The organism is Candidatus Omnitrophota bacterium (assembly GCA_028693815.1).
GTDB lineage: Bacteria > Omnitrophota > Gorgyraeia > Zapsychrales > Aceulaceae > Aceula.
The window spans coordinates 1-11333 of sequence record JAQUUP010000012.1 but is presented as its reverse complement, the minus strand read 5'-3'; the positions used below and the strand labels follow the sequence as shown (position 1 = coordinate 11333).

Genomic DNA, 11333 nt, shown 5'->3' with positions numbered 1-11333 from the left:
ACTTGAATATCATCCATATCTCTGTATACTATTTTGTATGAAAAATCTTATGTGTAAATCTGTTATCTTTGACATGGATGGTGTTATTACTGACACAATGCCGTATCATTATCAGGCATGGAAGCATATTTTTGAACGTGAAGGTGTTCCTATGAGCTATTTAGATGTCTATCAAAGAGAAGGGCAAACTGGCATTAAAGCTGTTCGGGAAATTTTTAAAGATCACGAGCGAACAATTAGTTTTAAAAAAGCCAAAGAAATTCTGATTGAAAAAGAAGAGCTTTTTAAGAAAATTTTTCGGCCTAAATTTATTAAAGGAGCTCGAAGATTTTTAAAACGAATGCACAAAGACAATTTTGTTTTAGCACTTGCTACCGGAACGGCGCGTCATGAGCTTAATAAGATTTTACCAAAAGAGTTAAAAGATTTATTTTCTGTTATTGTCACAGGAAGTGATGTTAAAAAAGGAAAGCCACATCCAGAACCATACAAAAAAGTTTTAAAAGCGCTGAAAATAAAACCAGAAGAATCTGTTGTTATTGAAAATGCACCTTTGGGAATCGAATCTGCCAAAGGTGCTAAATTGAGATGTTTAGCGCTTGAAACATCTTTGCCGCGCAAATATTTAAAAAAAGCAGACTATATTTTTTCTTCGTTTGAGGAACTTCAAAATTCTATTTGTTTCGCTAAAGAATAAAAATATGAATCGTAAAATCAAAAATGCACTCATTGTTCACAAGAAAACATTCTTTGAGTTTTATTTCTTAAGAAAAATAAAAAAGCAGAAAGAAATGTCATTTTCTGCCTCTGAGATGGCACGATTTCGGTTAATGCACGCTGAGCACTACAAGACACTTGATGAGGTTGAACGTGTCTTAAAGTCAATGGATATTCAATACAAAAAAACATATCGGAAAGATAATATTGATTATCGTCAACATGACTTTATTGTTACGGTTGGCGGCGATGGTACGTTTTTGCAGGCTGCCCGTGAATTAAAAAAAGAAAAGATCTTGGGCGTTAATTCTGATCCTGATCGTAGCGTTGGACGCTTTTGCGGATGCACAAAGGGAAATTTTAAAACGATTTTTAATCAGATTTTTTCGGGTGAAAAAAAGGCAACTTCAATTGCTCGATTATCAATCTCGTCTAAAAAACATAAAAAGATATGGCAAGCGGCCAATGATGTTTTGATCTGTGATCAAAATCCTGCCACCATGAGTCGATATGTTTTAAATGCAAACGGAATTAAGGAATATCAGCGTAGTTCTGGTGTATGGTTTTCGACTTCAGCTGGATCAACAGGCGCAATTCGTTCTGCAGGTGGACGTGCCATAAAATTATCGAGTGAGCAATTTTTATATCAGCCTAGAGAGCTCTACTATTGTAAAAATCATAAGTATCAGCTTAAAGGGGGATTGCTTAATTTTTCTTATCCGGTTTTTGTTAAGTCATCAATGGATGATGGTGTCATTTATTTTGATGGTGCACATTGTTGCGCCACCTTTAGGTTTGGTGATAAAATCCGCATTTCAAAATCTAGATATCCGCTAAAGGTTTTTCTTTAACGATTTATGCAAAATATAAAAAATTTCTCAAAGAATCTTATCTCTTGGTATTCGAAAAACAAACGAGATCTTCCTTGGCGCAAGACAACCGATTCGTATAAGATTTGGATTTCCGAGATTATGCTTCAGCAGACAACTGTTAACGCTGTTATTCCGTATTATAAAGCGTGGATCAAAAAGTTTCCAACAATGCGTTCAGTTGCAAACGCGCCGCTTCAGAAAATATTAAAACAATGGCAAGGGTTGGGATATTACAGCCGAGCCCGTAATATTCATAAAACCGCAAAAATTATCTTGAAGAACCACAAGGGCAAGCTTCCGTGTTGCGCCAAAGATCTTTTGAAACTGCCTGGCTTTGGCCCGTATACAACAGGGGCGGTTTTGAGCATTGCGTTTGATGCTCGTTATCCGATTGTTGATGCGAATGTCCGTCGGGTGATTATGCGCCAATTAGCTTTAGAGGGATATGCCGACACAAGCCAAGATAAGAAAATTCTAGAATTTTTAGAAAAAGCATTACCGCAAAAAGATCTTAGTTCGTTTAATCAAGGATTGATGGAGTTGGGTGCTTTGATTTGCAGAACGGATAATGCACTTTGCACCATGTGTCCGGTTAAAGAAACATGTTGCGCGTATCAAAAAGGGACACAGGAAATTATTCCTAAACCTAAAAAAAAGGTAATACAGAAAATTGATGCTGTGGTTGGGGTGATCAAAAATAAAAATTCTTTTTTTATTCAGAAAAGAAATAACAAGGGTCTTTTGGCTGATTTGTGGGAGTTTCCAGGAGGGAAGATTGAAAAAAATGAAACTCCAAAACAAGCGCTAAAGCGTGAATTAAAAGAGGAGATTGGCGTTAATCTTGTTTCTGCAAAAAAGATGATTAATCTAAAACATTTTTATACGCAATTTTCTGTTAATTTGCATGTTTTGGATTGCGAGGTTAGCCCTTTGCCGAAAATAGATAAAACACACCGCTGGGTTAGTTTGAAAAATATTTATAATTATCCTATGCCGTCAGGAAGTTCAAAGATTCTCGATTATATTATAAAGATAAGAAAAGACATAGAATGACTTTCTCGACTGTGTTATAGTAAATAAAACAATTATGAAAAAACACATAAAAATATTATTAACCAATGATGATGGCATCGGCGCTGATGGGATTCTAGCGCTTTATAAAGAATTGACAAAATTCGCCTCTGTTATAGTTGTGGCTCCCGATTCTCAGCGAAGCTCTGTTGGCCATGGCATTACTCTGTCTCGACCGATTTGGGTTAAGAAAACAAAAAAAGATGCAGGAATAAAAGGACATGCGATTACAGGAACTCCTGCAGATTGCATCAAATTTGCCTTAGAGGTTGTCTTGAAAAAAAAGCCAGATTTGATTATTTCTGGAATCAATTTAGGACCGAATGAAGGCTGTAGTGTTTTTTATTCGGGGACAGTGGCAGCAGCACGAGAGGGAGCACTGTGTGGTGTTGCCTCTATGGCGGTGTCGTTAAACACGTTTGTTGACCCTGATTTTTCTTATGCGGCCAAGATTGCCGGAAGAATTGCAAAAAAGATTCTTGATCAAAGTTTACCGAGAGGAACTTTTTTAAATCTTAATGTTCCAAATTTACCTAAGAATAAAATTAAAGGTATCAAATTGACGAGCCAAGGAAAGATTCCGATTAAGGCAAAATTTGTTTCAAGAAAAGACCCAAGCGATCTTCAATATTATTGGATGAGCGGCGAAATTCCAAAAACTGAACGAAAAGAGACTGTGGATACTGTTGCTCTTAATCAAGGATACGTTTGCATTACTCCTATTGAAAGCGATTCAACAGATTATAAAGTTTTGTCAAGTCTTGAAAATTGGAATTTGGCTTAAATTTTTCATTTTTATGTTTGATTCTTTAATATTTGAATTACAATAGATGCAGAGGTTTACTTATGCTAGATAAAGAAATTTTAGAAGCAAAAATTCTAATTATTGACGATCAAAAGCTTCATATTGGTCTTTTAGAGGATATTCTGCGCAAATCTGGATATGTTAATATTGAAAGCACGACAGATCCTCAAGAAGGAATAGAATTTTATAAAGAGAAGAATCCTGACTTGATTCTTTTAGATTTAGAAATGCCTAAGATTGATGGATTTTCTGTTATTGAGCAGCTCAAAGAGATCACAGGGGGAGAACGATTACCTTTGTTGGCGCTATCGCCTGATAGAGGGCAAGATATTTGTCTTAAGGCGCTTGAAGCAGGGGCAATGGATTTTATTGCAAAGCCATACGAAGGCATTGAAGTTTTGGTGCGAATTCGAAATATTATTGAGGCGCAACTTTTAAATAATCAGGTTCGCGATCAAAATAAGATTTTAGAAGAAAAAGTTAAGGAACGCACAAAAGAACTGACAGATACCCGATTGGATATTATTAGGCGTTTAGCGTGTGCCGCTGAATGTCGAGACGAAGACACAGGATCACATATTATTCGGATGAGCAAGCTTTGTGTGAAGCTAGGGAAAGCCACAGGTCTTGATGCGCATCAATGTGATCTTTTGCTTAATGCGAGCCCTTTGCATGATATTGGAAAAATTGGAATTCCTGACAGTGTTCTTTTAAAACCAGGAAAGCTCACGGCTGATGAATGGGAGGTTATGAAGTCGCATACAGTTTTAGCGGCGCAACTTTTGTCAGGAAGTGATTCTGAGTTAATGAGAATGGCAGAAATCATTGCCTTGACTCATCATGAAAAATGGGATGGATCGGGATATCCAAAAGGATTAAAAGGAGAAAACATTCCTCTTGTTGGGCGCATTGTTGCTATTTGCGATGTTTTTGATGCGCTTTTATCAAGACGACCGTATAAAAAAGCATGGACGATCGATGATGCTCTTGCTGAAATTAGATATGCTAGTGGGAAACATTTTGATCCAGAATTAGTTGAGCGTTTTTTTGTTATCGTTGAAAAAGATCGAGAAATCATTGAACGAGATTATCGCTGTGAGCACGAAGAATAATATTTATGAATGAGAATAATTTTAAATCAGAAATTCCAAATTTAAATCTTGAAGAGCAGACTGATATGCTTTCTGAGTTTACCGCAGAAGCATTGAATCTTTTGATGGATGCTAAGAATGCTGTTCTTGCTCTTGAGGCTGTTCCGACAGACTCAGAAGCGATTGCTAAGGGATTTAAAGTATGTTATTCAATCAAGGGTTTGTCGGGATTCTTAAATTTAAAAGATATTCAATATTTGGCAGCACGGATGGAAGAGATATTTGATTTGTTGAGAAAGAACTTATTGTCATTTGACGATGAGGTTGCAGAAGTCATGCTTGAGTGCATTGATAATCTTCGCATATTTTTGGATTTACTGAACGAGCAAATTTCTAACCAGGGAAAGCTTGAAAGTCCGTATCCCGACATTTCTTTAATTATTAGTAAAACTAGCCTCTTGAAGGATCGAACAGTTTCAAATGCAATTTCAAAAGTGATCACAGACAAGCGTTCGGGCAAAATTTCTCCTATTAGCTTGCCTGTCTCAAAGCAAGGGGATAGTCGTTCTAATATTCTTAAGAGGCAGCAAGAGCTAATTAAAGAACGCGAATTGGCGATCAAATTAAGTCAGCAAGCACAAAAATCCGCAGCTGAAAAAAGTGATATGCTCGCTAGCATGTCACATGAAATGCGAACGCTGATCAATGCGATTATGGGTTTTTCGGATATCCTTATCAAAAGTCCTCTTGAAAATAAGCAAAAGGAGTTTTTGCGATCCATTCGATCAAGCGGGGAGCTATTGTTGGAGATTATTAATAACATATTGGATCTTGCCAAAGTTGAACGTGGAAAATTAAAACTTGAAACAATTCCGTTTAATCTTAAAGATCTCATTGAAGATGTTTTTCAAATTGTCCGTACACGTTTAGATGGAAAACCAATTTCATTATTTTTTGATTTGAATCCTGAAATTCCTGTTCACCTCAAAGGGGACCCGACGAGATTACGCCAAATTTTAATTAATTTGTTAAGCAACGCAACTAAATTTACTGAAAAAGGTGAGGTTGGATTGATTATTGAGTTTGATGCTGAAAAAGAGATTATTTTAGAGCCAAACAAAAATATTAGTTTGCGTTTTTCTGCTGTTGATACAGGGATTGGCATTGCTGCAAGTCGGCAAAAATTTATTTTTGAACCATTTACGCAAGGTGACAAAACAATCACGCGTGAATACGGCGGAACTGGATTAGGTTTAACAATATCTAAAAGCTATGTTGAGGTTATGGGTGGAAAAATATGGGTCACCTCTGAAGTTAATAAAGGAAGTCAGTTTATTTTTACGATGGAGTTTCCGATTGTCGATATTGCTAAGAAAAAAAATGAAATTAATTTTAACCTTGATGAAATTCTAAAAAAGAATATCATAGTTGTAGATACTGATCCTCGAAAAACTTTAGAAAAAGTATGCGCCGAGTTGTCACTTAACGTAGAGTGTTTAAGCGGTGATTCTAAAAAAGTTTTAGGCGAAATTCTAGAAAAAGCAAAACAAGGTGAAAAACCAGATCTTATTTTTATTGATATTTTGACACACAAAGAAGAAGGCTATCTTTTAGCAAGCCGTATCAAGCAAGAAGAAAGTCTTAAAAGCACAAGATTAGTGGCTGTGTCTGGAAATATGGGATTTGTTATTTCGAGTGAAGCGTACAAAGAATGTTTTGATGATTTTTTGCTTCGTCCAATCATTCTTAAAGAATTACTAGCTCTTTTAAAAGATACGTTTAATGTGTTGAGTCCACAAGACATTGAAAGACAATCCTGCCCACATCTTGATGGCGATTGCAATGGGATCAATGTTTTAATTGTTGATGACAGCGCAACAAATATTGAGTTGATTAAGGCTTATTTTGAATCTATTGGATGTGACGGCGATTATGCGTTAAATGGACAGGAAGCTATCGAGATGGTTCGACAGAAGAAATACGATATTTGTTTTATGGATCTTCAGATGCCTGTTTTAAATGGCTTTGCCGCGGCTCAGATTATTCGTCAAGAAATTAGCCATGATTTACCGATTGTTGCACTCACCGCAGCTGATGATCAAGAGGATCGTGAAAAGTGCTCTGAAATAGGGTTTAATGATTTTTTAACAAAACCATTTAATATGGACGATTTTAAGGATAAAATTATATCATATGGCCGAAAATAATAAAAAAATTTTAGTTGTAGATGATTCAACGCTTGAACGCGAACTTTTAATTGAAATATTAAAAGGTTCTGGTATTAAAAATGAATTTCTTCAAGCAAAAAGTGGGGAGCATGCTATTGAAGTTTTAGGGCATAATCATAAAGATATTGCCATTATTTTGCTTGATTGGCAGATGCCAGAAATGACAGGATTGGAGTTTATGGAAGGAGTTGTGAAAGTTCCGGCTGTTTCCAAAGTTCCTATTGTCATGGTTACCGCTTCTGGATCTGATGAAAATAAAAAACAAGCAAAACAGGTTAATCCGGATTTAGCTGGATATGTTGTCAAGCCATATGAGCCAGAAGTCTTAGTTGAGTCTATTAAACCTTATATTTCATAAATAGGAAGGAATAATATGTTTTTTGGAGGAAAAGCAAACCCAGATCTTGAGCAATTTGCAAAAGCACTTTCAGAGAGTGTTGTTAAAATGTTTAAAGAGCGCAATGATATAAAGTTTTCACAAGATCCTGTTGTTGAAAAACGTAATATTATTGAATACAACGGCATGATGCGTGCTGACGGCATGGAAAAATTTAATGAGCCAACGTTTATTTCGTTTATCAATTATTACAATACTACCTCGGATATGGAAAAGAATAAAGCGATTGGTGGGATTGTTGTTTATATTGAGCAGACATACGTTACTGATCTTTTAAAATTATTAAAATACCCTTTGGCGGATGATGAGGATCTTGAGGCCTTGGCTGATTGCTGCGGAACTCTATGTAATATTGTTGCTGGCGCATTTAAGACTGCAATTTCTGGCATGGGTTATATTGAGCTTGAGATGTCACATTTTACAAGCTATCGAAATCGTGCTGTTGTTGGAATTCCGTTTTCCTATAATGAGCGTGAAAAATATGAATTGTCATTTTTTATTAAAGATCAAAAAAGATTGATTATTGATATGTCAATGGGCCTTGTCCCGAAAGCATGAAAGGAACAATATGGGGGAGTTTCAATACGATGTCAATAAGGTTTGCGAAGAGCTCCATGTTCGCGCTGAAATTTTAGAAAAACTTTTAAAGAGCTTTACAGGCACTTTAGCACAAAAGATTGCTGAGCTCGATGAGCTTGTGCCACAAAGAAATATTGATAAAATTCGCGCAATTATGCATGAAGTCAAAGGAACAGCTGGGAATTTGCGTTTAAATGAAGTTTATTGCACGGCTGATACAATGCATTTGGCAGTTAAGGCAGAAGAGCCTCAAGAAAAGATTATAGAGCTGTTTGATGCTTTTAAAAAAGAATCAGAGTTGTTTTTTAATCATATGGAACAAAAATAAGAGGAGATTTTAAAATGTGGAAAATATTGATTGTTGATGATAATTATGAAAGTCGTGAACTTATAGCAGAAATTTTGCGTGATACTGCTGATTGCGATGTTGCGTCTAACGGAAAAGAAGCAATCGACAAATATAATGCATCTCTTCAAGAAAAGCATTACGATCTGATTCTTCTAGATATTGAGATGCCTGAAATCAATGGCCTTGAGCTTCTTCGAAAAATTCGACAAAGTGAAGAGGCAGCCGATATTCCTTTAGGTGAAGGGGTTTCTATCATTATGGTCACAGCTCATAAAAAACCATTTTTAGATGCTTTTTATCAAGGCTGTAACGATTATATTATTAAGCCAATTGATGCAACAAAGCTGATTGACAAGATCAAAAAGAAGCTTGACGGCTCCGTTTAGCTTAATTTCCTGATAAAGATTATCCTAACTTGCCCTTGCAATTATGAGCAGTTCTGCTTATAATGATAATTCATTAAATATATAATATTAGTATATATAACCAAGGAGCTATAATGCTTAAAGCAAAAAAAATACCTAAAAAGTCAGTAAAGACTGATCTGCCTTCTACGCAAAAGATGGCAAAGTTGAAACTAGATGGAAAAATATATGAATTTCCAATTATTGTTGGAAGTGAAAATGAAAAGGCTATTGATATTTCTAGTTTAAGGCTTAAAACCGGATATATTACGATGGACAATGGATATGCTAACACTGGATCCTGTAAAAGTGCAATTACTTTTATTGATGGCGAAAAGGGTATCTTGCGTTATCGAGGAATTCCCGTTGAACAGTTAGCAGAGAATTCATCATTTGTAGAAACAGCATATTTGCTGATTTATGGAGAACTTCCAAAAAAGAAACAACTAGAGGACTTTTCTAAGAAATTTACAGTTCATTCAATGATTCATGAAGATATGAGAAATTTCTTTAATGGATATCCAACTTCGGGTCATCCGATGGGAATTCTATCAGCTATGGTTTGCTCTTTGTCTGCTTATTATCCAGAATTAGAGGAAAATGAACCAAAGAAAAATATAGGGACGATCGCAGTCGAACTTATTTCAAAAGTTAGGACTATTGCAGCTTTTTCATACAAAAAGAAAATTGGTGAGCCTTTTGTTTATCCAAGATCAGATTTAAGGTTTATTCCAAATTTCTTAAACATGATGTTCTCGTCATCAAATAGAGATTATGTCATTGAAGATGATGTTGTTGAAGCGCTTCAGACATTGTTTATTTTGCATGCTGACCACGAACAGAATTGCGGAACATCAACGGTTCGCATGGTTGGAAGCTCGATGGCAAATCTTTTTGCTTCCGTTTCTTCGGGTATTTGTGCGCTTTGGGGGCCTCTTCACGGTGGCGCGAATCAAAAGGTAACCGAAATGCTTGAAAAGATTCAACGTAGTGGTGGAGATGTTAAGAAATTTATCACGAAAGTTAAGGATCGCGATAGCAAAACGCGATTAATGGGATTCGGGCACCGTGTGTATAAAAATTATGATCCACGCGCTCGTATTATCAAAAAACGTGCGGATGTTTTGTTGGAGCGTCTTGGTATCCATGACCCACTTTTAGAAATTGCAATGAAACTAGAAGAGATTGCGCTTAAGGATGACTTTTTTGTTGAAAGAAAGCTTTATCCAAATGTTGATTTTTATAGTGGTATTATTTATAGCGCAATTGGTATCCCTGTAGACATGGCGCCTGTTATGTTTTCCATGGCACGCATGCCAGGATGGATTGCACAATGGATGGAAATGCGCGATTCTGAAATTTTAAGGATTAATCGTCCGAGACAAATTTATATCGGCGAGACACAACGAGACTACATCCCAATAGAAAAACGTAAATAGAAAGGTTGATTCGTGATCACATTTTCAAAGACATCATCAGCATCTGAACATGTTATTTTTTTAACCGAAGATCAGATTAAAAAAGTTCAAACGCTTAAAATTCCAAGCGAGATTCAAAAGCATATAAATCTTCTTTTAATGTCGAAGAAATTTTCTGCATCGTTGCATGAGATTTTTCCGATGGCAACACAAAAGAATTTGTATTTGTTCGTTGGGCTTGGCAAGCAAAAAGAGCTAACTTTACCGATTTTAAGAATTGCGGTAAGGCAGCTAATGCTTTCAACATATCTTAAGAAAGCAAAAAATATCAACTGTATTGTTCATGACAATTCTGATGAAAGCATTCGTAGTTATGTCGAGGGGATAGAGCTTGGATCCTATCAGTGGAAAAAATACATTTCAGAGTCTTCAAAGTTAGAAAAGAAAAAAGTAAATATCAATGTTGTTCCAAAGAAAATATATCGAGAATTCGTTGTAGTCTGTGAAGGTGTGAATTTTGCTCGCGATTTGGTTAATGATAATGCTGATACTGTAACATCGATCTTTATTGAGCAGGTAATAAAATCACTTATTAAGGGCAAAAAGAATATTTCGTTAGAAATTCTAAATGAAAAAGACTTAAAGAAAAAAGGGCTACATTTACATTTAGCGGTAAACAAAGGAAGCAAATATCCACCAAAACTAATTATCGTTCGCTATAAGGGAGATCCAAAATCAAAGGATTATACCGCGCTTGTAGGCAAAGGCATTACTTTTGATACAGGTGGACTTAATTTAAAGCCAACAGGATACATGGAAACAATGCGTACCGACATGGGTGGCGCAGCTGCCGTCGTTGGAACACTTAAAAATGTAGTTTCGTTAAATCTGAAAAAGAATTTATTATTTGTTTGTGCTATGGCAGAGAATGCGATTGGTTCTGGTGCATATAAGCCAGGCGATGTTTTTAAGAGTTATCTTGGCAAAACTGTTGAGATTGGAAATACGGATGCCGAAGGCCGTCTTGTTTTAGCTGATGCACTGGGCTATGTTTCTAAGAACTATAAACCAAAATATATTATTGATCTAGCGACGTTGACAGGAGCTTGCGTTGTTGCTCTTGGCTATGATTATACTGGCCTTATCTCAAATGATGATCAGTTGGCGAATCAAATATTAAAGTCTGCTGAAAAAACCGATGATCGGGCTTGGCGACTTCCAAGTTATCCCGAGCTAAAAGATCATCTGAAATCTCAGTATGCGGATCTAAAGAGTACTGGATTACCAAAAGGTGCGGCTGGCACTTGTTCGGCGGCAGAATTCTTGCGGCAATTCGTTGGTGATGCTAAATGGGCGCATCTTGATATTGCTGGGACGTCTTTTGTTGAGGGTTCTGCTCGCA

At 36.2% G+C, this 11333-nt stretch carries 12 protein-coding genes; all 12 read left to right on the top strand.

Annotated elements, in window-relative coordinates:
• Window positions 1-37 precede the first annotated feature (37 nt).
• Window positions 38-697, top strand: coding sequence for an HAD family phosphatase (locus tag PHY73_05190; protein MDD3375099.1), 660 nt, complete (start codon window positions 38-40; stop codon window positions 695-697).
• Window positions 698-701: 4 nt separating this feature from the next.
• Window positions 702-1568 (top strand): NAD(+)/NADH kinase, encoded by an 867-nt coding sequence (locus PHY73_05185; GenBank protein MDD3375098.1) that lies wholly within the window; start codon window positions 702-704, stop codon window positions 1566-1568.
• Between the two features lie 6 nt (window positions 1569-1574).
• Window positions 1575-2642 carry an A/G-specific adenine glycosylase gene (mutY, locus tag PHY73_05180; protein ID MDD3375097.1) on the top strand — a complete coding sequence of 356 codons (1068 nt, stop codon included), beginning with the start codon at window positions 1575-1577 and terminating at the stop codon, window positions 2640-2642.
• Between the two features lie 34 nt (window positions 2643-2676).
• Entirely contained in the window at window positions 2677-3444 is a 768-nt protein-coding gene (gene surE / locus PHY73_05175; protein ID MDD3375096.1) for a 5'/3'-nucleotidase SurE, read from the top strand.
• 62 nt (window positions 3445-3506) lie between these two features.
• Window positions 3507-4577, top strand: coding sequence for a response regulator (locus tag PHY73_05170; GenBank protein MDD3375095.1), 1071 nt, complete (start codon window positions 3507-3509; stop codon window positions 4575-4577).
• 5 nt (window positions 4578-4582) lie between these two features.
• The gene (locus PHY73_05165; GenBank protein ID MDD3375094.1) at window positions 4583-6763 is read left to right on the top strand and encodes a response regulator; all 2181 of its coding nucleotides are present in this window, start codon (window positions 4583-4585) and stop codon (window positions 6761-6763) included.
• On the top strand, window positions 6750-7142 hold the full coding sequence (locus PHY73_05160) for a response regulator (protein MDD3375093.1): 393 nt from the start codon (window positions 6750-6752) through the stop codon (window positions 7140-7142). The genes PHY73_05165 and PHY73_05160 overlap by 14 nt, the downstream gene beginning before the upstream one ends.
• A gap of 15 nt (window positions 7143-7157) precedes the next feature.
• Window positions 7158-7739, top strand: coding sequence for a hypothetical protein (locus PHY73_05155; protein ID MDD3375092.1), 582 nt, complete (start codon window positions 7158-7160; stop codon window positions 7737-7739).
• A gap of 10 nt (window positions 7740-7749) precedes the next feature.
• Window positions 7750-8088, top strand: a complete 339-nt coding sequence (locus tag PHY73_05150) for an Hpt domain-containing protein (protein ID MDD3375091.1) — start codon at window positions 7750-7752, stop codon at window positions 8086-8088.
• A gap of 14 nt (window positions 8089-8102) precedes the next feature.
• Entirely contained in the window at window positions 8103-8495 is a 393-nt protein-coding gene (locus PHY73_05145) for a response regulator (protein ID MDD3375090.1), read from the top strand.
• Between the two features lie 176 nt (window positions 8496-8671).
• Window positions 8672-9952, top strand: coding sequence for a citrate synthase (locus PHY73_05140; protein ID MDD3375089.1), 1281 nt, complete (start codon window positions 8672-8674; stop codon window positions 9950-9952).
• Window positions 9953-9964: 12 nt separating this feature from the next.
• Window positions 9965-11333: leucyl aminopeptidase (locus PHY73_05135; GenBank protein MDD3375088.1), on the top strand; the 1369-nt coding region annotated here is incomplete at its 3' end.

What these genes read in the sequence shown, in the direction of transcription:
- PHY73_05190 (MDD3375099.1), top strand. Translation starts at nt 38, where the DNA reads ATGAAAAATCTTATGTGTAAATCTGTTATCTTTGACATGGATGGTGTT.
- PHY73_05185 (MDD3375098.1), top strand. Translation starts at nt 702, where the DNA reads ATGAATCGTAAAATCAAAAATGCACTCATTGTTCACAAGAAAACATTC.
- mutY (MDD3375097.1), top strand. Translation starts at nt 1,575, where the DNA reads ATGCAAAATATAAAAAATTTCTCAAAGAATCTTATCTCTTGGTATTCG.
- surE (MDD3375096.1), top strand. Translation starts at nt 2,677, where the DNA reads ATGAAAAAACACATAAAAATATTATTAACCAATGATGATGGCATCGGC.
- PHY73_05170 (MDD3375095.1), top strand. Translation starts at nt 3,507, where the DNA reads ATGCTAGATAAAGAAATTTTAGAAGCAAAAATTCTAATTATTGACGAT.
- PHY73_05165 (MDD3375094.1), top strand. Translation starts at nt 4,583, where the DNA reads ATGAATGAGAATAATTTTAAATCAGAAATTCCAAATTTAAATCTTGAA.
- PHY73_05160 (MDD3375093.1), top strand. Translation starts at nt 6,750, where the DNA reads ATGGCCGAAAATAATAAAAAAATTTTAGTTGTAGATGATTCAACGCTT.
- PHY73_05155 (MDD3375092.1), top strand. Translation starts at nt 7,158, where the DNA reads ATGTTTTTTGGAGGAAAAGCAAACCCAGATCTTGAGCAATTTGCAAAA.
- PHY73_05150 (MDD3375091.1), top strand. Translation starts at nt 7,750, where the DNA reads ATGGGGGAGTTTCAATACGATGTCAATAAGGTTTGCGAAGAGCTCCAT.
- PHY73_05145 (MDD3375090.1), top strand. Translation starts at nt 8,103, where the DNA reads ATGTGGAAAATATTGATTGTTGATGATAATTATGAAAGTCGTGAACTT.
- PHY73_05140 (MDD3375089.1), top strand. Translation starts at nt 8,672, where the DNA reads ATGGCAAAGTTGAAACTAGATGGAAAAATATATGAATTTCCAATTATT.